General features: G+C 71.8%; 10 protein-coding genes. 3 read left to right on the forward strand and 7 right to left on the reverse strand.

Going from position 1 to position 24,225, the window contains the following annotated elements; genetic code table 11:
* Window positions 1-158 precede the first annotated feature (158 nt).
* Entirely contained in the window at window positions 159-854 is a 696-nt protein-coding gene (locus AB0881_RS10960; protein WP_366616107.1) for a GntR family transcriptional regulator, read from the reverse strand.
* Window positions 855-978: 124 nt separating this feature from the next.
* Between AB0881_RS10960 and AB0881_RS10965 the strand changes: the two genes are divergently transcribed.
* Genes AB0881_RS10965 through AB0881_RS10975 form a run of 3 tightly spaced genes read left to right on the forward strand, consistent with a single transcriptional unit; the run spans window position 979 to window position 3,621 of the window.
* Complete coding sequence (locus AB0881_RS10965) at window positions 979-1,737, forward strand: SDR family NAD(P)-dependent oxidoreductase (RefSeq protein ID WP_366616108.1); 759 nt, start codon at window positions 979-981, stop codon at window positions 1,735-1,737.
* A gap of 22 nt (window positions 1,738-1,759) precedes the next feature.
* Window positions 1,760-2,632: a transketolase gene (locus AB0881_RS10970; RefSeq protein WP_366616109.1), complete on the forward strand. Its 873-nt coding sequence runs from the start codon at window positions 1,760-1,762 to the stop codon at window positions 2,630-2,632.
* Complete coding sequence (locus AB0881_RS10975; protein ID WP_366616111.1) at window positions 2,629-3,621, forward strand: transketolase C-terminal domain-containing protein; 993 nt, start codon at window positions 2,629-2,631, stop codon at window positions 3,619-3,621. The genes AB0881_RS10970 and AB0881_RS10975 overlap by 4 nt, the downstream gene beginning before the upstream one ends.
* 776 nt (window positions 3,622-4,397) lie before the next feature.
* Here the strand turns inward: AB0881_RS10975 and AB0881_RS10980 are convergent.
* From AB0881_RS10980 to AB0881_RS11005, 6 genes are all read right to left on the reverse strand, one after another.
* Window positions 4,398-7,535, reverse strand: coding sequence for a Tn3 family transposase (locus AB0881_RS10980; RefSeq protein ID WP_366616113.1), 3,138 nt, complete (start codon window positions 7,533-7,535; stop codon window positions 4,398-4,400).
* Between the two features lie 461 nt (window positions 7,536-7,996).
* Window positions 7,997-9,886: a hypothetical protein gene (locus AB0881_RS10985; RefSeq protein ID WP_366616115.1), complete on the reverse strand. Its 1,890-nt coding sequence runs from the start codon at window positions 9,884-9,886 to the stop codon at window positions 7,997-7,999.
* Window positions 9,879-15,161, reverse strand: coding sequence for a hypothetical protein (locus AB0881_RS10990; protein WP_366616117.1), 5,283 nt, complete (start codon window positions 15,159-15,161; stop codon window positions 9,879-9,881). The genes AB0881_RS10985 and AB0881_RS10990 overlap by 8 nt, the downstream gene beginning before the upstream one ends.
* Entirely contained in the window at window positions 15,142-18,333 is a 3,192-nt protein-coding gene (locus tag AB0881_RS10995; RefSeq protein ID WP_366616118.1) for a hypothetical protein, read from the reverse strand. The genes AB0881_RS10990 and AB0881_RS10995 overlap by 20 nt, the downstream gene beginning before the upstream one ends.
* Window positions 18,330-19,487, reverse strand: coding sequence for a kelch repeat-containing protein (locus AB0881_RS11000; protein WP_366616119.1), 1,158 nt, complete (start codon window positions 19,485-19,487; stop codon window positions 18,330-18,332). Before AB0881_RS11000 ends, AB0881_RS10995 begins: the two co-directional genes overlap by 4 nt.
* A gap of 34 nt (window positions 19,488-19,521) precedes the next feature.
* Complete coding sequence (locus AB0881_RS11005; RefSeq protein ID WP_366616121.1) at window positions 19,522-24,222, reverse strand: DUF6603 domain-containing protein; 4,701 nt, start codon at window positions 24,220-24,222, stop codon at window positions 19,522-19,524.
* Window positions 24,223-24,225: the final 3 nt, after the last annotated feature.

Consider the following 24,225-nt stretch of genomic DNA (forward strand, 5'->3'; position numbering starts at 1 on the left):
CCCGGACCCGTGGACCGGGACACGCCTCACGAGGGGCAGGCGTTCTGCCTCGCGGGGGTCGAGGTCTCGCTCCTGCGACCCACGTCACATGGTCGAGCAGTATGTTGACTGTTAACAGTCGATGTCAACAGCCAACTCTGCGGTGAACGCGTGCGGGGTCAGTTGCGGGAGTCCAGCGCGGCGGCCAGGCTCTGGGCCGCCGCCTCCATGTGCTCGGTCACCAGGCGGCTCGCTTCGGTGACGCCAAGGTCGCGGATCGCCTCCACGATGGTGGCGTGGCGGTCGGCGTCCATGTTGGCCAACGCCTCGGCGCGGCCGACGCGCACGATGGTCGCCCGGATCAGGCCCTCAAGGCTGCTCCAGGTGCGCAACAGGGTCTGGTTGCCCGAGACCTCGCACAGTGTGTGATGGAAGGCGAGGTCGGCTTCGAGCTGCTCTGCAGGGTCACCTTCGGAAGCCCGCAACCGGTCGATGGCCGCCTCGAGCCGCTCAAGGGCCAGTTTGTGGCCGTCTTCGTCCGGCGACTCGATGATGGTGCGCACGGCGAGCGACTCCAGAGCGGCACGGACGCGGAACACCTCGTGGATCTCGCCGCTGGTGACCCCTCGAACGCGAAGCCGGCCGCGATAGTCGGAGGTGACGAGACCCTCCTGCTGCAGATGCCGCAGCGCCTCTCGAACGGTTCCCCGGCTGATCCCGAAACTCTCGGCCAGCTCCACCTCGCTGAGATGCTCGTCCGGCTCGAACTCACCGGAGATCAGTCCGGCTCGTAGCGCGTGCAGAGCCCGCTCACGCAGAGTGCTGCGTTCCAGGCCCTTGATGTGTTTTCTCTGCACGCCATCACGATAGGCCATTGGCTAACTGTTGACAGTTAACATTACAGCCCCTCTAATGGGCTTCCAGGCGGAGCCCCGCAGTGGCGGGATGACGCATGAACCAGCTGGATGACCTGGAGTGACTGAGATTTCTGGAGTGCCAATGACCGCGCAGTACACCGCCGTCGTCACCGGCGCCGGCTCCCGCCGAGGGATAGGACGGGCCATCGGGCACGCCCTAGCCGCCGACGGCTGGCAGGTGGCAGTGCTCGACATCGATGAGGCCGCCGCCAAGGACGCTGCCCACGAGATCGGCAATGAGCACAACGTGGCCACGATCGGTGCGCTGTGCGACGTGACCAGCGAAGCCTCCGTCCGCACCGCGATCGGCGAGGCGGAGAAGGCGCTGGCCCCGATCGGAGCGGTGGTCAACAACGCCGGGATCACCTCACCGGCCCGCTTCGTCGATGTCTCCAAAGCAGAGTTCGACCGGATCTTCGCGGTCAACGTCACCGGTACGTTCCTGGTCACCCAGCAGGTGACCCCGGCGCTCATCGAGCGTGGCTTCGGCCGGATCGTCAACATCTCGTCGGTTTCCGCGGAGCGCGGCGGCGGAGTGTTCGGCGGTGCGCCGTACTCGGCGGCCAAGGCGGCCGTGCTCGGCTTGACCCGGGCACTCGCACGCGAACTCGGGCCGGACGGCATCACGGTGAACGCCGTCGCGCCGGGACTCATCGAGACCGACATCACCGCGGGCAAGCTACCGCCGGAGCGGAAGTCCCAGATGATCGCGGAGACTCCCGTCCGCCGGCCCGGCACTCCGCAGGACGTGGCGGCACTGGTGGCCTTCCTGTGCCGCAACGAGACCGGCTACATCACCGGCGCCACCTACGACATCAACGGCGGATCGCACATCCACTGAGTGCGGGACGGAGGAAACCGAGATGGTCACCACGACCGATGCACGCACCGCTACGCCGGTCGATCCCCAGCGCGTCCAGAAGGTCCAGGAAGCCGCGAAGCGCATCCGGCGGCGAGCCCTCGACATGGGCGAGGTGCAAGGGCAGGGCTACATCGGCCAAGCCCTGGGAGTCGCCGACGTGCTCGCCGTCGCCTACACCGACCAGCTGCGTCTTCACCCCCAAGACCCCTCCTGGCCCGACCGGGACAGGTTCCTGCTCTCCATCGGGCACTACGCGATCGCCCTCTATGCCGCACTGGCCGAGGCCGGCGTCATCGCGGAATCGGAACTGGAAACCTACGGGGCCGATGGCAGCAGACTGCCGATGTCCGCCATGGCCACCTACACCCCTGGCGTGGAGATCAGCGGCGGTTCACTCGGTCACGGGCTCGGCATCGCGGTCGGGATGGCGCTAGGACTGCGCCACCAGGGCAACGACACGCCGCGCGTCTTCAACCTCCTGTCCGACGGAGAACTCAACGAAGGCTCCACCTGGGAAGCGGCGATGTCGGCCGCGCACCACCGGCTGGGGAACCTCACCGCGATCGTCGATGTGAACGCCCTGCAAGCGGACGGCCCGACAGACGGCGTCATGCGCATCGAACCGGTAGAGGAGAAATGGCGCGCCTTCGGCTGGAACACCCAGCGCGTGAACGGCAACAGCGTTCCCGACTTGCTCCGCGCCTTCGACGCCGCCGCCACCACCGACGCCCATACCCCGGCCGCGATCATCTGCGACACCAAGGTGGGCAAAGGGGTTCCGATGCTCGAAACCCGCGAGAAGGCCCACTTCATGCGGGTCGAAGAGCACGAGTGGCAGACCGCACGCGACCAGTTGGAGGCACAGGCGCGATGACCACCGCTTCGACGCGAAAGCTCACGACTTCGGCGATGATCGCCTCCTTCGTGGAGGAGGGGCAGGAGACGGTGAGCGCGCCCTTCGGGCACGCACTCGCAACCCTCGCAGAGGAAAGACCCGATGTCGTCGGTATGAGCGCTGACCTGGCCAAGTACACCGACATGCACATCTTCGCCAAAGCGCATCCCGACCGCTTCTACCAGATGGGCATGGCCGAACAACTGCTCCTCGGTGCCGCGGCCGGGATGGCCGAAGTCGGGCTCGTGCCATTCGCCTCGACGTACTCGGTCTTCGCGACCCGCCGCGCCTACGACTTCCTCTGCCTCGACATCGCCGAGCCGGGCCTGAACGTCAACATCGTCGGCGCTCTCCCCGGGCTGACCTCCGGCTACGGGCCGAGCCATCAGGCGACCGAGGATGTCGCGATCCTCCGCGGTATTCCCGGACTGACGATCGTCGACCCCTGCGACGCCGTGGACATCGAGCAGGCCGTGCCCGCGCTCGCCGCTCACGCAGGCCCGACCTACATGCGGCTGCTCCGCGGCAAGGTACCGAAGGTACTGCACGACTACGACTACCGCTTCGAACTCGGCCGCGCATCCCTGCTGCGCCCGGGCAACGACACCCTATTGATCTCGACAGGCCTGCAAACAATGCGCGCTCTCTCGGCCGCAGAAGATTTGGAGCGCGACAACATCGATGCCGCAGTTCTCCACGTGCCAACGATCAAGCCGCTCGACGTGGACACGATCGCCCATGAATGCGCCCAGGATCGAGTGGTCCTCACCGTCGAGAACCACAGCGTGGTCGGCGGACTCGGCGAAGCCGTGGCGAGCGCCCTGGCCTTCAACGGCAGCCCCCGCGCCATCCGACCGATAGCGCTTCCCGACGAGTTCCTCGCGGCCGGCGCGCTACCGACGCTTCACGACCGCTACGGCCTGTCGACTAAGCGAGTCGTGGAAGCGGTACGCAACGGACTCGCCTGATCCGGCCCTGTGCCTGCCGAGAACTACGTCCGTGCAGGTGAGAGGTGCAAGGGTGACGGGCTCTGACCCGGCTTCGGCATCAGATCGCCGTGCTGGAGCGCCAGCCAGCCGGAAAGCGGGTGCGGTTCACTGCGGCGAACCGGGCGCTGCTCGCGGCGCTGCTGCACCCGATGGCCCAACACCGCCAATCCCTAACACCGGCTCGGTCAGCACCATCTACTTCGCCAAGACGAAGCTCCGAGGCCAGGCCCCGACCCGCTCCACCTCGCCGCCGTCTTCGACCTCGACCCCAAGACCGCCATCCGCTACGCCGAGAGCGCCCGCGCCCTCCTCACCACCCATGCCGAGGAACAGAACCCGCCAGTCGAGACGAACCCAAGGGTCCACACCCCACATAGACCTGAAGGCCCTCAGGTTCGCCCTGAGAAACCTTCAGTTCGCCTGAACTCTGGGAACTCACGGGGCTTGCAGCAACCGAACGGCCAGTCACGTTAAGGAGCCCGGGGCGGGCGCCTCTTGTCGTGACTGGCCGTTCCGATGCTGTATCACGGGCCGGGATGAGCCAGGTGAGCCCACTCTTCGCGCGAACATGAAGCAGCTTCGCTGGCGTGGAGTCACCGGCCTTGGAACGAACGTAGAACCACCCGGCCCCCGCGGCCATCCGCCACCAGCCGAGGCCGGGTCACGACACCAAGAGATGGGGCGTCCTCGACGAGTCGCCGAACCAACGGCGAGCACCGGGTAGCGCTGCCCGCACCGGCGACCCCAGAGCCCGCTCAGGTGGTCGGTGTGAACAGCACGCGGGGTTCCAGGTCCAGGCGGGTGGCAGGGGTCTGGTCGGGCGGGGCGAGGTTGAGGGTCCAGTTGCCGAATCGGCGGATGGTGTGGGTGATGTAGGGCGAGACGGTGGCCAGGTCGTCGGTGTCGACGGGGTGGCCCTCGGCGGCGAGGGCGTTGGCGGCGTCGGTGATGTCGCAGGCGGTGGAGTAGATGACGCAGTTGGCGATCAGCTCGTTGAACTTGACCACCTTCTCCTGGTGGTCGGGGTCGTTGTGGCCGATGAGCTTGCCGCCGAACATCAGCCAGTCGGCGAAGCCGTGGAAGGCCTCGGTGCGGTTGGTGATGGCGGTGATCTGCTCGCGCAGCGCGGGCTCGGACAGGTAGCGCAGCAACGTGATGGTGCGGATCGCGCGGCCGAGCTCGCGGAAGGCCCGGTACAGGCGGTTCTTGCGCGAGTGGTTGCCCAGCCGGCGCAGCAGCGTCACCGACGACAGCTTGTTCTCCCGGATGGAGATCGCGGTGCGCAGCAGGTCGCTCCAGTGCGTCTCGATCAGCTTCCAGTCCACCGCCGCCTCGCCGAACAGCGAGTCGATGTGGCTGTAGCGGACCGTCGCGCTGGGCCGGAAGAACACCAGGTCGTGCCAGTTGCGGATCCGGGGCAGCAGGTCGAAGCCCAAAAGGGCGCCGAGACCGAAGACCGGCAGCGACTGGCCTTGGGTGTCGGCGTGGATGGTGTCGGGCTGGATGTCCGAGGCGTTCTTCAGCAGGCCCTCGATGATGTAGACCGCCTCCCACACCCCGCACGGGATGAAGTGGGAGAACAGCGCAATATAGGTGTTGGAGACGTGCCGGTAGGCGATCCCGCCGTACCCGCCGTACCGGATGCTGGTCTCGGCCAGCAGGTTGTCCTCCCAGGTGTCGATCTGGGAGCCGTCGGCCGCCGCCGACTTGCCGTCGCCCCACACCGAGGCGACATCAAGGCGGTTGAAGTGGTCGATGACGTCGACCGACGCCGCGTCGATCTTGGTCGCGGTGGTGTGCTTGTTGCCCGCCAGCGACAGCTCGTGCACGCTGACCTGCCCGCGCATGTGCGCGGCGACCTGGGTCGGCCCGAGCAGGGTGCCGTGCGCGAACGCGGTCAGCACATACCGGCCCATCGCGTCGCGGAGCTTGGGGTCCGAACCGGACGCGGGCCCGAAGTGGCGGTGCCATCTCAGCAGGTAGGCGGTCCGGGTGAGGACGTCCAGCAACGCCCGCTGCGGCAGCCGGTCGTGGATCGCGGCCTCCAGCGCCAGCGCCGAGGGTCGCCGCTCGGCGCCCTTGCGGCGGCGCAGCACCGGACGGCCGCCCTCCAGCAGCAGATCGGTGTTGCCCGGATAGCCGGCGTCCACCGCCGCGGCGACGGCGGCGAGCTCGTCGCGGTAGTGCCGGGTCAGCGCTGCCGCCTCGGTCGGGATCCCGGCCTGCGCGCAGAACGCCTCCACCAGCGGCCGGCACTCCTCCCACGACATCAGCTGATCGTGCAGGTTGGCGTAGGAGTCCGACCCCGCCACCGCGATGTCGCCCGAGCGCAGCTCGGCCGCCAGGTAGGTGAACACGCACACCTCCAGGTGGCGGCGCACCAGCATCCCCGGCCGCGCCGGGTCCCGGACGGTCTTGCGCCACTGCAGCGAAGCGAAGGCGTCCACCTCGATCGACAACGTCACCGCGACCGGCTCCCCATCCGGCCCCGGCCGCTGCACCACGATCTGCTCAGGCACCAGCGCGGCCTTGGCGCCGCGCAGCGCGGTCAGGAACTCCACCGCATCCAGCACGCTGCGATCGGCGCTGGTGGCCTCCAGCTCCACCGCCTCCACCAGGGTGAACAGCGCCGAGCGGTGCGAGCGGTAGTGCTGGTCCAGCAGCGGGAAGTAGTTGTTGCCGTGATGGGCCGACACCGCCTCGTGCGCGGCCGTCAGCGCCTCCACCCCGCCCGCCTGCTCCAGCGTCTTGAGCACCAGCCGCCCAGCGTGCTCGGCGGCCTGCCGCTCATCAACCGGCGCCCCCGTCACCGCCGCCGCGCCCGCTCCGTCCGGCCCGCCCACCACCACGTCCCGCGCCGCCGTCCCGACGCCTGTCCCGGCGCTCGCTTCCCGAGCCGCCGCCAGCACCTCGCCGAACACGCCCAGCAGCCGCTCGGAGTCGGCGCGGTGCGCCTCGCGCAGCGCCTCCAGGTGATCGCGGCCCCTCTTGTGGATCGCCGCGATCCGCTTGCAGAACATCGTCACCACGTCGTCGCGGACCCCGGTCGCGACCGTGTGCACGAAACCGGCCAGCAACGTCAACTGCTTGTCGGTGCCCACCTTGCGCATGTCGGCGGCGTCGGTGACCCGCGCCTCCCCGGCGAAGTGCGCGGCCTTCCCGGCCGGGACGCCCTGCAGCCAGGTCCCGGTCGGACCGATCGCGTCAAGGTCGGCCAGCAGCGCCAAGCGCTGCTTGAACTTGCCCAGCGATGCCGCCTTGGCCACGTCTTTCAACCGGTCGAACTCGCTGCGCCGGCTCACCGGATCGACCACCAGCAGCCGCGCCAGCCGCGCCCTGGCCGACCGGTCCAGACGCCCGGCGACCAACCCGAAGAACCCGGTGTTGACCTCCGCGCGGATCGAGGCGGCCATCGCGTCCAAGGTGGTGTAGCCCGGCAGCTCGCACCGCTCGCGGACCAACTCCTCCAGCGCCACGTTGATCAGGTCGGCCGGGTTGTCCTTGGACTGCACCGCCCTGCGGATCGCGGCTTCGGCCACCTGCCGGACCCGGGCCGCCTCGTAGGACACCCCCAGTCGCTTGCGCACCAGCGCACGGTGCCGTTTGGCCGAGGCAGAAGCCGCTTGCCGCAGCGCCACCTCATCCTCGGCGAGCCCCAGCACCTGACGTACACGCCCCGCCACCACTGGCGGGACCTCGGCCAGCTTCGGGAAGTACCCCAGCCGCTGGTAGGACTTCAACCACACCACCAGCGCCAGAAGGTGATGCTCATCATCCGTACGCGACCGCGCCCACTCCACCTCGGCCCCGGTCGGCGTGAACGACTCCGCCAACTCCCGCGCCGACAACACCCGCGCAAACCGCGGATACGCGGTCCGATCGATCGAGGTCACCCGCAACCCCCAGGACCGCCGCCAACCCGACGCCGATCACCCTAACGATCAACCGTCAGAGGCGTGATCCCTTTCTGGCGTATTCCGGCCGTCCCCCCTCCTCAGGCAGGGCCCAGTCTGTGTGGGGTGGCCGAACGCGGTAGCGTCAGCCCGGGCCGCCAGGGCTTCGGCGGCGATTCCTTGCAGACGAACACTGCGCTTCAGAGGATCGGTGGTGAGCCGGGACCAGGTCGTCGCATCCAGGCCTCCAGCAGCTCGGCCACCTTCCCAGGGGTAGCCCAGCCACTGCGCGGTCTTGATCACACGCAGCAGCGTCCCCGCCTCAGCCGGATACGGCCGGTGCCCGTCCTGGAGAGCGGCCCGGCCGGTCCAGCAGGCCGCGCCGCTCGTAGTAGCGGTCCGGGATCTTGCCCTTACGATCCACTGCGAAAACCGCCGGCCGCATCGCCGGTGTGGACCGTTCAGAGCGCGCCGGGCAGGGACGGGGAAGTCTCCGGTGGTGTGTCGGCCAGGATGTCGAAGGCGAGGCCGCTGGAGCCCTCGCCGCGGCCGGCGCCGCGCCGGGCGCTGAGCCATACGACGACGCGGCCGTCGCGCCAGCGGGTGCGGTTGTAGGAGACGGCCAGCCGGGTGCCCGCCTGCGGCACTTCCTCCTCGTTGATGAAGTACTGCTTCCCATCGTCGAAGCCTTGGCGCAGCAGCGTGGTGCGAGGCCGGACCGGGCGGCCGTCGACGGCGCTCGGCATGGCCGCCCGCTGGAGCTGGATCTCCCGGTTGTCGCCCGCGACGTGCACCGGTATGAACGGGATCCACTGCTCGGGGATGCTGTTCATCGCCACGTACGAGATCGGCGCGCGCGGCGGGTCCTCCTCCGCGAGCACCGGTGTCGCGTGCTCGGCCAGCCGCTTCCGGAACGCGACGACCTCGGCGGCGGCCTCGCCGCCCCGGCGCGGCTCACCGGTCGGCATCCGGACGGTCTGCTCGATCCCCCAGACCAGGTTGGCGTTCTCGTCGCGGATCAGCAGGACCTCCTCCAGCACCGGGCCGTCGGCGACCTTCGGCACGCTCGGTGGCAGGAGCAGGTCCGTGTCGGCGGGTACGTGGTCGTCGCCGATGGTGTCCAGGGTGAACATGGACCAGCGCTGCCAGTCCTCGTCGTCGCCGGCGCCGGCGGGGGTGACCCACAGCTTCGCCCCGAAGACGTCGGTGACGACCAGGCCGCGGATCGTGGCGACCGTGCCCGCGGGCAGGTCGCAGGGAATCTGATACCAGTCGTTGCTGAAGACCAGCGCGAACTCGAGGAAGATCAGCCGTGCGAGGTCGGTGCTGTCCGGGCGTACGGCGGCGAAGTTTGTGCGCCCGTCCTCCAGGGCCCACCACCGCGGCAGCGGCATCCCCGAATAGCGGACCGGCGCGGGGAACACCGTCCGGCTGAGCGTCTTCTCCGGCGGCTTCGTCCCGCCCAGTCTCGGGCCGGGGTCGACGGAGAAGGCGTGCCAGTCCAGCTCGCCGCCGGGATACTCCTGCGCGGTGAGGACCTTCTCGCCCCCGCCGGGAACCGAGGCGGACACCGAGAACCGGTGCTCGAGCCTGCGCGGATCCCAGGCGGCGTTGCCGTCGGGCCGGGCGGCCGTGGCGCCGGTGGGCTGGTCGATCAGTCCGTCGAACCATGCGACCAGCCGCTTCCCGAGGTTCACCAGCCGGGCGTGATGCAGCAGCGGGACCGTCTCGATGCCGTCGTCGGCGTCCCCGCCGCCCTTGACGTGGAGGTAGAGCCGGTAGCCGTCCATCCGGCGTCCGGCGACCGTCTGCATCATCGCCCAGACCTCGGGATGCGCCAGCCTGGAGATGTCCTCGTCCTGGGGCCGGTTCGGGTCGGGGAGCGCGATCGAGTACTTGTCGATGTACTGCCCTTCGAAGTCGAGGACCTGGCCGAGCAGTCCCGCCTGGCCGAGCAGTTTCAGCCACCGGTGGCCGAGCATCAGGCGCAGGTCGAAGGCGATCTCCTCGTCGCCGAACGCGAACGGCGGCCGCCGCCGTTCGGCCACGGTCTCCAGCGGCCGGTCGGTGGGCAGGTCCTCGGCCGGGCTCCCGTGCGACCGGAACCGCGTGGGCCGCGACGGGGCGACCGAGTAGGTGGCGGTGACCGGGGACCCCCCGTCCGTGCCGCGGAACTCGCCGAGCTGCCACTGCCGGGTCAGCATCCACAGCGGGTCGCGCACCTCCGCGCGCAGCGCGCGGTCGAAGTCGGTGGTGCGAGGGCGGCCTTCCAGCCGGTTCCACACACCGACCGTCGGGTGGGCCCGACCGGCCAGTTCGGCGTCGAAGGACGGCGGTGCCGACTCATTCATGGGCGGCCTTCCAGCGCAGGTTGGCGATCGCGAGATCGGTGCTGATGGTGATCTGCCGCCGGGTCGCCGACATGACCGTGGCCGGGAGCAGGTGCGCGTACGCCGTGCCGTCGAGATGCTCCGGCTCGACGGCACGGGTCTTCGCCATGGCGAACGTCTCGGTGATCGCGTCGACGAGGTCGCCGGGCGTCCAGTGCCCGGCCGGGTCGCGTACGGGCGGGACGACGAGCAGCATCGCCTGCGGCGGTTCGGCGTCCGGGCGGTCGTAGTGCAGCGCGATACCGGTGGTCTCCCGCTCGGACGGGATCACCTCGGTCCATTCGTCGAACACCAGCCCGCAGTGCTGGTCGCCGGTCAGCCCCGCGGCATAGTGCGCGGTGAACAGCAGCCGGTCCTCGCCGAGCTGGCCGGGCAGGTTCGGGTCCTTCGCGAACTCCATGGCCAGCCAGTGGTCGCCCGCGACGTACGGCAGTTGGATCGGCGCCAGCGCCGGTTCCTTCCAGCCGAGGATCCCCGTGCCGAGCAGCCCGCCGGGCCCGAGCAGCGCGTTGGCGAGCAGCACGACCTTCTCCCACAGCCGCGGCTTCTCCCGCACCCGGGCCATTCCGTGCAGCCAGTCGTCGACCGGGAAGTCCCGGGCGGGTTTGAGGTGCGCGACGAGCTTGTCGCTGTCGCCGCGGGCCTTGCGCCACTGCTGGATGACCGGGCTCGGCGGGGTGAAGTGCGGTACGGCCAGCACGTCCTCGCCGAGCAGTGCCTTGAGCGCGTCGGTCGCGGCGCGGACCCGGTCCGGTCCGGTGACGGCCTTGTCGTGGATCCCCAGCGCCGCCGTCGCGGCCGCGGCCCGCGCGCTCAGTTCGTCCTTCAGCTTCCCCGCCCGGGTGAGCAGCTCCCTGCCGTACGCGACGACCTGGTCCTCGTGGGGTGTGAGGTCCAGCCCGGCCGGGTCGTAGTCCGTCAGCGGCAGCTGCGCCGCGACCTCGGCGAGCAGGCCGCTCAACGTCGTCTTGGTCGTCTTGGCCACCTGCCTCAGCCTCCCGACGCGGGTGTCGAAGTCCTGGCGCAGGTTCGCCAGGCGCGTCCGCAGCTGGGCCGGGGTGGCCGGGCGCGGGCCGGGTCTGGTGGTCAGCAGCCGCTCGGCCTGCTGAAGAATCCGGAACCGCTCCTCGACCGAGGTGGACGACGGCAGCTGGTCGTACCGGACGATCAGCGCGTCGGCGTCGGCCAGCGCGCGGCCCATCCGCGCGGCGGTCTCGGCGACGGCGGCCAGGACGGCGGCGAACACGCCGCGCCGCCACAGCGCCAGCTCGCCCCAGCCGCTGCGCACCAGCCCGAACGTGCCGGCGGCCACGATCAGCCTCGCGTACCGGCTCAGGAAGGTGTCGATCCCGCTGATCACGTCCGCGCGGACCGGATCCCCGTCGGCCGGATAGAGCTCCGCGAGGTCGGCGATGAAGCCGGCGGTCTCATCGCTCAAGGCGGTCAGGGACTCCAGTACCTTGGCCGGGCGTTCCCGGGGCACCGATACCGCGTCGTCCGCGGCACGGTCGACCGGTGCGCTTCCGGCGGCGGGGGCCAGGTCGCTCGACCGCAGCGGCCGCGCCGTCGTCAGCAGCGACCGCAGCGCGGCGACCAGGGGCGACAGCTCGAAGAAGCCGACCTTGCCGGCGAATTCGGGGTCGTCGGCGACGCGCTTGGCGTACTCGATCGTCAGCTCGGCGTCCGGGCGCGGGCGCACCTTCTCGATCACGACGCCGAGGATCCGGTCGTCCAGGTCGGTCATCGCCGGCTCGTCCGCCGGGCGCAGCGCCCAGAGCAGGTCGATCGGCTGCAGCCCGGCCTCCTCCTGGGTCACCAGCCGCCGCTTCCTGCTGCCGTCCACGGGATTCCGCCAGGTCACCAGCGCGGCCACCGCCGACGGCCTCGGCAGCACCGCGGGCAGCCAGGCGTTGACCGCCGGTTCGGCCCTGGCCCGCGGGTTGTTGCGGCCGAGCAGCGGCGCGCCGTGGTCCGGGGCGAGTCCGGGGGCCAGCTGCAGACCGAGCCGATGGGTCAGGGTGGTCCCGCTGCGCGGGGTTTCGACCACGGCCGGTGCGGGCGGGAGTCCTTCCTTCGCGTAGGCGTCCAGCGTCGCCGACGCGCGTTCGGTGTTGCCCTGCAACGCCTGATGCGCGCCTTCGGCCACGGCGAGGTCGGACAGCGCGTCGTGGACGTTGCGCAGCGCGGTGATCTCCTTGCCGATGTCGCCGACCACGGACGGGGGGTCGGCGGGCTCCAGATCCGTGAAGCCGAACGGGTAGTCGTCCGGCAGCCCTGCCTCCCGCAGCGCGTTCACGTGCCGGAGCAGCGACAGTCCGTCGATCACGTTGCGCGCCTCGACCAGCCTGATGCTCCCCGGGCCGTCGGGGTCGTCCGGCGCCGGCGCCGTCTCCTCGATCTTGTTGGCCCGCAACGGGAACTTCAGCCGCAGCCCCGCGATGAACCTGTCCAGGCCGGCGTTGCGGTCGTGCAGGCCGCGCTCGAAGCGGTAGCCCAGCAGGGCGCCCAGCGACTGGCCCTGCCGCATGCCGTCCAGGATCGCCAGGGCGAGCCGGACGCGTTCGGAGCTCAGGTTCACCGCGAAGACGCCGGGGTCCTGCGGTGTGCCGTTGGCGAGGTAGCCGGCGCGCAGCACCGCGGCCGTCCGCGCGTGGTTGGGCGACGGCGCGTGCACGTACCCGCCGTTCAGTGGATCGTGCGGGATCGGGGCGGTCCCGAAAACGGTGGTGAGGTCCGCGGGCACCGGGACGTGGGCGGTCTCGCCGGTCTTGCGGACGATGTTCTCCAGCCAGCCGTACGCGCCGAGATGCACGCCGCGTTTCGGCGGGGCGGTGCCGTCCGGGCCGAACCGCAGTTCGGCCAGCCGCTCGTTGGCCAGGCCCAGCCGCCACGCGTCCAGCCGGTAGGTGGCGCAGTCGATGTGCTCGGCGAGCACCCGTTCGAGCCGGGCGGTGGGCAGGTCGGCCAGGAGGCCGAGTGCCTCGATCTGCTCCTCGAGGTCCGCGGTGGCGGCCAGGCCCGTTCCCAGCACCGTGCGGATGTACTCGTGCACCAGCACGTCCTGGCCGCCGGTCATCGCCGGGTCCTTCGAGTACAGCTTGCGGTACCGGCTCTCGCTCGGGATCGGATCGGCCGGGGTGGAGATCTTGACGTGGACGAAGGGCGCGTCCCGCGGGTCGGGCACGCCGGCCCCCGGCGAACTCAGGGCGAGCCGCCGCGCCGCCTCGGCCCAGCCGAGCAGCACCGCGTGCCGCGCCAGCAGGTACAGCAGCGCCGCCGGTGGCCGGTCGTCGAGAAAGCCCTCCTCCTTGCGCACCTTGTCCAGGTCGGTGCGGGCGTGGTCGGCGAGCCAGCGCAGGTGGTTGCGGCCGTCGGCGGTGTAGGCGCGGACCGGGTCCACCTCCGACAGCGGGCGGTCGTCGACCAGCGGAGCCAGCAGCGGATGGTGGACGTCGGTGAACAGCCGTCGCAGCAGGTCGGGGTCTGCCGCCGGGTCGCTCGTCGGGCGGCCGAACCGGGCGAGCAGCGCGCGGATAGGCTGCGGCATGCCCAGCTGCGCCTCCAGCGCGTCGGGCACCTTGGGGCCGAGCGCCCGCAGGTTCTCCCGGTTGAAGATGTCCTCGACGCTCTGGGCGTAACGATGGTGGTACTCGGCCGACGTCGGGTGCAGCGCCAGGATGTCCAGCAGCTTCTGGTGCGGGTCGTCGCCCGGCCCGTCGAGGTGCGTGACGTGCACGAGCGCGTCGGACCAGTCCTTCGCCACCGCCTTCAGCACCACGTTCAGCGCCTCGCGATGTCTGGCCGTTGCGGGCCAGGCCAACCGGGAGAACACCGTCGTCGGCAGGATCCCGTACGGCTGCCGCCCGATCTTCACCGTGGGCAGCGGGCCACGCCCGGACACATGGTCGAGGAAGAACTGCCTGGTCTGCGCGATCTGCTTGTCGTCGAGCACGCCGTGCATCAGCGACTGCAGGTAGTGTCCCCAGGTTGCCGGCCACAACGCGGTGTGCGCGGCCCGCGCGTCGCGCCGGTCGGTGCGCTCGGCGTTCGGCACCCCGGCCAGCACCGCCGGGTCGAGTCCGAGCAGCTCGGCGAACCACTGCCCGTCGGTCTTGGTGGTCCAGTCCGTGCCGGCGGCGGCGAACCCGGCCGCCGTGGCCAGCCCCGACTCGGCCTCGGCCCGCGCGTCCTGGCCCGCCGGAGCCTGCTCGGTGTTGTTCGTCGGGGTGCCCTGGGGCAGCAGGCTGAACCCGGCCGGGCTGCGCAACTGGTCGGCGAGCAGTCCGCCGAGCGCCGACGCGGACTGCTCCGGCGTGGCCTGCTGCCGCAGCCCGAGCACGACCAGCCGGTCGATCCGGTTCCGGAAGGAGTCCTCGAGGGGGATCCGCAGCCCCATCCCGGCGGCGACCGCCTCGTCGAAGTCGGTCAGCCAGCGCAGCGCGGGCGGCACGGACAGCCTGCCGGTGGTCTCGTCGATCTTGAGCTGGTTCCCGCTGGTCTCGCCCGGGTCCGGGCTCACCGCGAGCTCGGCCCGCACCGGGCCCCCGGTCCTGGAGAACACCAGCCGGTCCCGCACGTACCCGAAGACGGTGAACCGGTCGGGCAGCAGCGACGCCTTCGCGGCCACGGTCCACGACCGCGGCGCGATCTGGTCCGCGGGCGGCGGGGGCAGCACCAGGAACGCCACCATGACGTCGTCGCCGCGGCTGACCGGTGCGTTGTCCACGCCGAACGGACGCCGGGCGCGGATCGCGGCGGCCCGGCTCGCCCCGACCGACGCGAGCAGCATGATGTCGGCGTCCCGCAGCTTCGCGCGGTCTCCGTGCGCGCGCCAAACGGAGCTCCAGTAGGTGACGGCGGGCTGCCGGTCGTTCGCCGCCGGCGGGGCGGGGCTGACGACCACCAGCACGGTCGTGCCGGACGGCACCCCGAGCGGGCGTTCCGCGGGGTTGGCCGGCGTGCGGTCCCGCAGCAGCCAGCCCGCGCGTCCGGCCGGGACCCGCGCGACCAGCTCGTGCCAGGCGGCCTGCTCGCCTACCGCCGAGCCGCCGGACGCCCAGAGCGCGGTCCAGTAGGCGTCCAGCGCGGCGAGCTCGGCCCGCGTGGGTCGGGGCTCGAACTTGTCGATCGACCACTCGTCGGGGAACACCCGCACCAGCAGCTGGGTCTCGGTGAACCGGGTCTCCACCCGGACCGGGCCGAGCAGTACCGGGAAGTCAAGACTGAGGTCGGGCATCCGGCAGCATCTCCTGTGCGTGTACGGCCACCAGAACCGGTGCCTGGAAGAGGATGTAGGCGACGTCCGCGGAGCTGATGTCCGACTGCCAGGCCTTGACCTTCTCGTCGTCCGCGCGCTGCTCCCGCTTCTCCTGGTCGTCCTCGTCGTCGTTGAACGGGTCGAGCACGACGCGGATGTCCGCGTCGAACCGGATGAAGCGGTGCCGGGCCTGCGGATCCACGCGGCCCCACGTCAGGTCGTTCCACACCTCGACCGGGGTCTGCGGGCCCGGCGGGTCCTCGTCGACGCCGAACCGCGGATCGCCCGGACGCTCCTTCAGCACGAAGAACCAGCCGAGGTCGCCGCCCTTGCCGCGCGCCTCGTCGGCGTCCAGGTCGAAGCCGAGCAGGTAGATGTCCGGCTCGACCTTGGCCTCGTAGATCGGCAGCTTGACCAGCTCCGGAGGCGGCGGCAGGTTCTGCGGGAGGTCCGCGGGTACGCGCTCGCCGCTGGTGTCGGGCTTGCCGTTCACCACGGGCCAGGCGGCCTTGTGCGCGTAGATCGCCGCGGTCGGGTACTTCTTCAGCAGCTCGCCACGGATCACGAGGACGAGGTCGTTCCTTCCCCGCGGCCGGTTGGTGTTCTCGCCCAGCGGCACGGTGGTGCCCCACTTGTGGATCGGCGGGATGTCGTACAGCCGCTCGCGCCGGTCCGCGTCGCTCTCCCCCGGCTCCGCCGGCACCGCCCGCGGGTCCCAGAACTGCCGGAACGGCGTCCCGCGCTGGTCGGTCGGGTACTCCCGCCAGAGCATCTCGCGCGCCAGCTCGTGGTTGAGCCCGACCAGATAGGACTCGATGAACCGGCGGTTGTTCTCCAGCAGGGTGATCGAGTTCGCCGGGAGCAGCCCGAGGTTGGGCACGAACGTGTCCACCGACATCTTCAGGAGGTCCTGGTACATCGGCATGTTGAACACCGGGTAGGCCATCACCTCGGTGAGCTCGCCGTCGGCGGGCTTCAGCCGCTCGGGCAGGTTCAGCGAGCCGAGCAGGTTGTCCACGACGGTCTTGTCCGAACGCAGGCCGGTCTTGACGTCGATGGTCGCGTCGATCACGTCCAGCTTCGGCGGGGTCTCGACCTGGCCGCCGGTGGCGGCCGCGCCCCAGCCGTCGTGGAGCTCCCGCAGCGCGCGCTTGAACGCCTTGGCCTCGTCGCTGTCGTGGTCTCCGACCGGCGTGGTGACGGTGTCGCGGTAGTCCCGCAGTTTGAAGAGGGGGTTCAGGGCCAGGATGTCGACCGGGTCCCCGACCGGTTTGGGCGGAAGCTTGTCGTCCAGCTCCGCCGGGGTGACGACGGCGGACGGGGTGCCCTTCGGCCGCGCGGCGGCGACCTGCCGCTCGTCGATGCGGGACACCAGCGTCTCGGCCGGCCTGGCCTCCGGGAATTCGAGCACCTTCATCAGCCGCGCCCCCGGCCGGGTGATCCGGCGCATCGCCGGGGAGACCGGGGCCGCCGCCACCCGGCTGCGCGCCACCTTGAACCCGACCGCCAGCTGCTCGCCGGGCTCCACCCGACCGGACAGCCCGGTCGACCCGGATGGGCGTTCGACCACCCGGGCATGGGCGGGCGCGGTCAGGGTCAGCGTCCTGGCCGAGGGCAGCGGCGGCACGGGCTCGGTGGCACTGGGCGGCGGCGGGGGCACGACGGGCAGGTCGATGTGCTTGGCGTGCAAGGAGGTTCCGACCTCGCGGGCCAGCTGCGCGGCCCGGATCCGGGCGTTCGCCCGCTGGACGTCGCCGAGCTGGCCCCAGGCGGCGGCCATGAGCTCGTCCTGCCGCGCCTGGACGACCTTGGTGCCGAACTGCGCGGCGACCCGGAAGCGCGGGTCCAGGTTGAGCCGGTGCACCCAGTTGCGCAGCACGGTGTCGCCGACCGGGGCGCCGCCGGCGTCGGTGAGCAGCCGCGGCGTGAGCGCGTGCCAGCGCCCGTACAGCGGGGGCGTGATCACCGGGTCTGTCTGGGCGGCCAGATCGGAGATCCTCGCCGCCAGGTCGGCGTTCGCCGCCGCCGGCGGCCGCTGCTGGTAGGCCTCGGCCAGGTTGATCAGCCCGGCCATCGCCTTCTGCCACTGGTTCGGGTACTGCGGCGCCGGCGGGGCGTTCAACTTGTAGTAGTTGTCCCAGTTCTCCCAGGCGTCGATGTGCTTGTCGGAGTCGGGCAGCCGCAGGGCACCGCCGAGCCGCAGCACCCCGTCGGGCTTCGTCGGTGTGGTGACGCCCGGCAGGCCGAAGCCCGGCCCGCGGTGCGCGTCCATGTCCCGGCGGCCGACAGGCTCCGCGGCCCGGGTCGGCCGCAGCAGCCGGACGAGGTACTCGAAGTCGCCGACCGTGCTCGTGGTGAACGACCAGCGATGGTAATAGGGCAGCAGGCCCGCGGCGGTGTCCTGCGGAACGCCCCAGCTCGGCGTCAGCGCCGGGATCCGCCCCGGCTCGATGCCGAGCCCGGCCCGCCGCCCGGTCTCGAACGCCGGGACCAGGAACGCGTGGTAGCCCGTGCCGGGCGACAGATGCCGCGGGCAGATCACCCGGGAACACGCGCTGTCGGGTCGCTCGCGCAGCACCCGGCCGAGGTTGGCCAGCGCCGGCCCCATGCCCTCCGGATCGTCGATCGCCAGCGGGATGTCGAGCTCGCCGTTGACGTGGACGTGCGCCCACGCCCCGAGCTCATGGGGCGGCTGCAGCGCCCGCGCCTGCTTGACCAGGATGTGGGGCAGCGGCCGGTCCGGCAGCGCGGCGTCCTCGAACTCCGCCTCGGTGAGCACGACCAGCGCGAGCCAGGGCGCCAGCCGCTTCGTGCCGCCGTCCGGCGGGGCCGGGCTGTACCGCCAGGGGAAGTCCTCGTCGTAGAACTCGATGTGCGCCAGGTAGTTGGGCTCGAAGTTCGAGATGGACGGCCGCGGTTCGGTCCGCGAGATCGCCCGCGGATCCACGCCGATCACGTCGCCGGGGCCGTAGATCTGCAGCTGCTGTTCGACCAGGCGGCTGGGTGGCGGGTCGCCCGGCTTGAGCGCGTCCCCGGTCAGCTTCAGCTGGACCTTGATGGCGGCCCGCGGCGCGGTCCCCGGGTCGCCGCCGATCCGGGTCGAGAGACCGGTTCTCAGCCAGGGCAGGAAGGAGTAGGCGCCGGCGGTCACGAGCCGCTCCCCCGCCGTTCCGCGGACCTGGTCAGCTCGATGGCCTGAGCCGCCGCGGCCAGCCCGGTGCGGGCCACGCCGCCGGCGACGAGGACCTTGCCCCCGGAGGCCGCGGCGGCGAAGCCCCACCGGCCCTCGGCCAGGCCCGCCACCTTCGTCCAGGTGCCGGCCGCGTACTCCAGCGCACTGCGGTATCCGGCCTCGTTCACGGCGTCGTCGGTGCCGCCGACCACCAGCACCCGCCCTGAGCCCAGCGAAACCGCGCGGTGGAACGCCCGCCCCCCGGGCATCGGCGCGGTCTCCTGCCAGCTCCCGCCCCCCGACGACAGGGTGAACACCTCGGCGGTCGCGCGGGCGAACGGGTCGAAGCCGCCGTCACCGGACGCCCCGGGTGCGCGGCCGCCGGTGACCAGCACGGTGGTGCCGGATAGCGCCGTCGCCGTGTGCGCGCTGCGCGGGTGGCGCAGGCTCCCGGCCGGCGTCCAGGTCTTCGCGTCCGTGTCGTACAGTTCGCAGAAGGCCAGCGCCGGATCGTCGGCCGTGCCGACCGGCACGCTGCCGCCGCAGACCAGCACCTTCTTGCCGGCCTGCAGCTCGACGGCGGTGTGCCCGGTGCGGGCGTCGGTCATGTCCGCCGCCTTGGTCCAGGTCTCGTCGGCGGGGTCGAACAGCTCCGCCGAGCGCAGCGCCATGACCGTGCCGCCGGGCCGGACCGTGCTGCCCCCGGCGACCAGGACCTGGCCGTTCGACAGCAGCACCGCGCTGTGCCCCCAGCGGCCCGCGGCCATCGGGTGCTTGGTCGCGTTCCAGGTGCGGTGCTCGGGGTCGTACAACTCCGCGGTGGCCAGGGCGGGCGCGCCCGGCCCGCCCTGCCCGCCGGCGACCAGCACCTTCCCGCTCGGCAGCAGGGTCATGGTGTGCAACCGCCTGGCGGTGCCGAGCAGGACGGGGGCCGACCAGCTTTCCTGCTGCAGGTCGTACACCGCGCTCTGCTTCACGCCGGCGGACGCGGCGTCGGCGCCGCCGGCCAGCAGCACCTTCGTGCCGTCCTTGAGCACCACGGCGGCGTCGTGCTGGCCGTGCCAGCTCACCGCCGCGGCGTAGTCGGGGGCGGGCGACCACGAGTCGGCGGCCTCGAGAGTGGCGGTGGTCATGGTGTCGAACCCTCCGGCGAACGTTCGTGGTAGGTCATGGCAGGTAGATCTCGGCGGTGGCGGCGAGCTCCGCCGGATCGGGGCCGGGCGCGGCCGCACCGGCCAGCGCCAGGCCGCCCACCGCGAGCACGCGGCCGTCGGCCAGGTCGACGGCGGCGAAGTCGTAGCGGCCGACGTCCAGCGCGCCGGTGGCCGTCCAGGTGCCGGAGCCGGCGTCGAAGACCGCGGCGCCGCGGTAGCCGGCGGTGGCACGCGGCCGGCCCGTCCCGCCGAGCACGACCGCACCGGTGGGCGTCCGGACGCTCCGGTGCCCGCTCCGGCCGCCGCCGGGCAGGTCCCCGGCCCGCGACCAGGTCCCGGTGTTCGGGTCGTACAGCTCGGCCGTGGCCAGGCTGTCCACGCGGTACGGCATGGCGGGGACGGCGTCGCCGCCGGTGACCAGCACCCGGCCGTCCGCCAGCACCGTCGCCTGGTGGCCCTTCCGCGGCGTGTGCAGGCTGCCGGTCGGTGTCCAGGTCCGCGTCGCGGGGTCGTAGAGCTCGCAGAACGCGACCGCGCGCTCCCCATCGCCGGTCGGCAGCGCGCCGCCGATGACGAGCACCCTGTCCGCCCCGCCGACGTCGATCAGCACGGCCTGATGTCCTGTACGGGCGCAGTCCATCGGCGCTGTCTCGGTCCACGTCAGCGTGCCGGGGTCGAGCAGCTCGGCCGACGCCAGCGCGGCGCCCCGGGACCCGGTACCGCCCGCGACCAGCAGCGACCCGCCGATCACGGTCGCGGAGTGCCCCGATCTGGCGGTCTTCAGGGCGCCCTGCGGGGTCGCCGGGGTCGTCGGGGTCGTCCATGTTCCGGCGACCGGCTCGAACACCTCGGCCGAGGTCAGCGGCGCGGCGTCGGCGCCGAGCCCGCCGGCGGCCACGACCCGGCCGTCCGCGAGCCTCGTCGTCGTGTGCCGCCACCGGGCCGTCTTGAGGGGCCGCGTCCCCTCGGCCCAGGTCGCCGCGACGGGGTCGTACACCGCGGCGGTGGCCACCGGCTTCCCGGCGGCGTCCGCGCCGCCCGCGATGAGGACCTTGCCGCCGGTCAGGCGTACCGCGTCGGTACCCGAGACGGTGAACGGCGGCGGGCTCGCGACCGACCAGGTCCCCGGCCGGGCCGCCACGGCACCGCCGGCCTCGGCCTGGCGCAGGACATGCAGCCGCCCGGCCAGGCCCGGGTCCGCGCGGACCCAGTCGGCCAGGGCGTCGGCCGCCGTCGCCTCGCTGCGGAAACTCGACGTGGTGAGGCCCGCCGCCGCGGGCGGGAACGCCTGGAGGTTGTTCCGCCGGTACGCGACCACGAAGCGGTCGCCGGTGACCTGCACGGTCTCGTCCGGTGCGAACGGCTGCCGCAGCCGGGCCTCCCGCTGCGAGAGCGGTGAACGGGCGGTGCTGCTGCCCTCCAGCAGCCGGCCGAACACCGCCGGATGCGGGCTGTAGAGCCTCGCGGGGCGCCGCGTCCGCGCCCCGCCCGCCAGCGAGACCGCGCGCCGGGCCTCACGCGCCGTCGTCGTCGGCGGCTTGTTGTCGATGATGTGCAGCTCGTACCGCGCGCTGCGCCGGACCACCCGCGGGGACGCGATCGCGCCCTTGTCGGCGGTCAGCTCCAGGCCGGCGTCCTGCTTCTCGTACGCCGCGCGGGACAGCTTCGCGGCGTCGTCCATGTCCTGGAACTGGGCCATGGCGAACCGGTCGTCGGTGGCCGACACCCGTACCAGGCCGCTGCCCGGCACCGGCGCCACGCTGAACCGTTTGCCGTCGCTCGGCCGCTGCGCGCCCACCCGGTCGATCCGGACCTCGAGCGGGATGGCCCGCTGATGGATGAACAACGTGCCCAGCGGGTGCAGGACCAGCTCGTCGCCCGGGGGCAGCTGCCGCAGCGTGACCAGCGGGTTGGTGCCGCCCGCCGGCAGCCGGGTCCGCCAGCCCTCGGCCTTGCGGACCTCGGACTCCAGCAGTGCCAGCACCTCGACCGGGGGCACGGTGGTGTTGCGCTCCTCCCCCCAGGAGATGTCGAAGTCCGCGGAGATCTCGAAGAACAGCAGGGAGATCGAGCCGCGGCCGTGCGCCCGCCACGGCGCCGGGCCCTCCAGCTGGAACCGCAGGTCGATGCTGAACAGGCCGACCCCGAACGCTTTCAGCGAGACGCCGGCGGAGATCTGGATGAGGAACGCGAACGGCGAGAACCGGAACAGCGCGTCGAAGGCGAGGTGCCCTTCCAGGCCGAAGTCGTCGAAGCCCAGCCGCAGCTCGGCCTTCGCGCCGAACTGCACCGTGTTGCTGGTGACCGCGAAGTAGCCGGACACCCGGATCAGCCGGCCCGGCGCGTTCAGGATGTCCATCGACACCCGCGGCGGCACCGGGAACGGCAGCGGCGGCGGCTTGAAGGACGGGTGGAACCCGCCGACCGAGAGCACGAAGTCCGGGTTGTCGCCCATGTAGACGAGCAGTCCCATACCGCCGTCGATGGTGATGGTCAGGACGCGGGAGTCGACCAGCCGCGCGAAGAACCACAGCCGCGACTTGTCGACCTCGAACGCACCGATGAAGTTGACCTGCAGCACCAGCAGCGGCACGTCCTCGCCGGGCAGGACGCACTTGAGCACGCCGAGGATGGCGATGTTGCCCGGCGGGATCTCCACGATCACCCCGAGCGACACGCTGACCAGCGTCGGCGTCCCCCAGCCGATCTTCGCCATCGGCCCGACGAGGAACCGGCCGTCCTGCGGCGGGAAGAACTTGCGCAGGTCGCTGATGATCCGCGGGGCGTTCGCGATCACGTCCCGCGGGAACATCACCGACTCGATGGACCCGCTGGCCACGCCCTCGGCGAGCGCCTTGAAGTCCATCCTGCGGTTCAACCCGAGGATCCCGCCGACGCCGAGCAGGGTGAACCCGAACCCGAGCTGGATCCCGCCACCGCCGAACTCGGCGGTCAGGACGATCAGCAGCGAGAACCCCTCGGTGCCGTCCGGCATCCGGGTGGTGATCAGCCCGATCGCCTTGACCTCGATGAACCCGGCGAACTCCAGCTCCAGCGCCCCGGCGTACTCGCCCCGGTCCGGATCGAAGTACAGGTAGCCGCCACCGGCCACGATCCCGGCGTCGAGCTTCAGCCCGACGCCCTTCGGCGACTTGAACGCCAGCGAGACGTCGAGCGGGCCGAGATTGCCGTCGTGGTCCGGCCTGGCCGCCAGGTTCGCGGTCAGGCCGATCTGCTCCACCACGGCCTGGATCGGGCCGAGCTCGGCCTTGAACGCCGCCCCGAGCCCGATCGGCACGCCGTCACCGTCCGGCGAGGCGGAGATCGTCAGCGACTGGATCTCCACCGGGCCCAGATCGATGTGGGTGGGCACCTGCAGCTCGAGGTTCGACGTTCCGCGGAAGTAGAACCCGTTGCTGTGCGATATGCCGACCGTGAGGTCGGCGCCGACGGTGAACCCGGCGTCCGGCAGGATCGTCGCGATGAACCCGTCGGCGCCGCCCGGGGAGAAGACGAACTCCAGCCCGGTGAGTTCGAACTCGGCGTAGACGTCCACGCCGTCGCCGTCCGGGCGCACTCCGCCGGCCGCGCCGATCTTCCGGAACTGCAGCCTCGTGCCGTCGGCGCTGCCGACGATCAGCTTCGGCGGGACGTCGGCGTTCCCGCGCTCGACGACCGCCTCGATCGAGCCGTTCTTGCTGCTCGGCGTCCCGCCGTCGAAGCCGACGACGGTCTCGATCGGCCGTCCGGGCCGGACCCGCAGCGCGATCCCGCCCCGCAGGTCCAGATCGCTCCGGACGGTGAGCGTGACGTCCGGCGTCAGCGGGAGGCCGACGCCCAGGCTGCCCGCGAAGTACGGCAGCAGGGCCAGTCCTGGCGGTGCCCCGCCGGCGCCGGGCAGCTCCACCAGCCGCACCTCGGCGGCCAGCCGCTGGTCCTGGGCGAGCATCCGCTCGAAGACGACACCCTTGATCGCCGGGACCGGCGGCGAGGCCGGGCCCACCGGCGTCCCCTGGACCGCCCCCGCGATCGCGGACGCCAGGGCCTGCACGGAGAACTCCACCCCCATGCTCGACAGCAGGTTGTCGACCTGGGACGCCAGCGCCGTGAAGTCGAAGTCGGGCCCGCCCCAGCCGAAGGCGTCCTTCAGCACCTGCGGCGGATCGCCGAGCAGGCGGGGCAGGTCGGCCAGATCCAGCGAGAGGTGGACGTACGGCGGGCGTGCGCCCGCCGACGGCGCGAAGCCCGCCTTAACGACGCCCAGGCTGCGCAGAGCGAACGCTACGGGCGGATGGAAGCGCTGCAGGTAGGTGATGACCAAGAAGTCGATGAGCTGACCGGGGAACTTCTCGCGGAACCCGTCCGCCAGCAGCGCCTGCGGGAACGCCGAGTCGGGCGCGTCGGCGATCCCCCGGATCCCGTTGACGACGCCCTGCACCGCGCCCAGCGCCCGCGCCACGTTGTCGGCGGAGAAGTCGGCGGAGACCCCGGTGGACAGCCCGCCGCCGACATTGAGCCCGCCGTCGCCGAGCAGCCCGCGCAGCGCGTCGTAGAGGGTGTCGAGTTCGCCGCCGAGATCGGCCAGCGGCGGCGGGACGGCCTCCACCCGCCACCCCATCTTCTGCGTGAACGCGGTGAAGGCGTCCGGCGAGCGCAGCGCGTCGCGCAGGGGCAGCATCGCCTGCCCGACCTCCGCCATGATCCTCTCGAACATGCC

This window comes from Spirillospora sp. NPDC029432, assembly GCF_040703975.1.
Classification (GTDB): Bacteria; Actinomycetota; Actinomycetes; order Streptosporangiales; family Streptosporangiaceae; genus Spirillospora.

Excerpts from the sequence above, each read along its gene's own strand:
- AB0881_RS10960 (WP_366616107.1), bottom strand. The coding sequence starts at position 854 with ATGGCCTATCGTGATGGCGTGCAGAGAAAACACATCAAGGGCCTGGAA.
- AB0881_RS10965 (WP_366616108.1), top strand. The coding sequence starts at position 979 with ATGACCGCGCAGTACACCGCCGTCGTCACCGGCGCCGGCTCCCGCCGA.
- AB0881_RS10970 (WP_366616109.1), top strand. The coding sequence starts at position 1,760 with ATGGTCACCACGACCGATGCACGCACCGCTACGCCGGTCGATCCCCAG.
- AB0881_RS10975 (WP_366616111.1), top strand. The coding sequence starts at position 2,629 with ATGACCACCGCTTCGACGCGAAAGCTCACGACTTCGGCGATGATCGCC.
- AB0881_RS10985 (WP_366616115.1), bottom strand. The coding sequence starts at position 9,886 with ATGAATGAGTCGGCACCGCCGTCCTTCGACGCCGAACTGGCCGGTCGG.
- AB0881_RS10990 (WP_366616117.1), bottom strand. The coding sequence starts at position 15,161 with ATGCCCGACCTCAGTCTTGACTTCCCGGTACTGCTCGGCCCGGTCCGG.
- AB0881_RS11000 (WP_366616119.1), bottom strand. The coding sequence starts at position 19,487 with ATGACCACCGCCACTCTCGAGGCCGCCGACTCGTGGTCGCCCGCCCCC.
- AB0881_RS11005 (WP_366616121.1), bottom strand. The coding sequence starts at position 24,222 with ATGTTCGAGAGGATCATGGCGGAGGTCGGGCAGGCGATGCTGCCCCTG.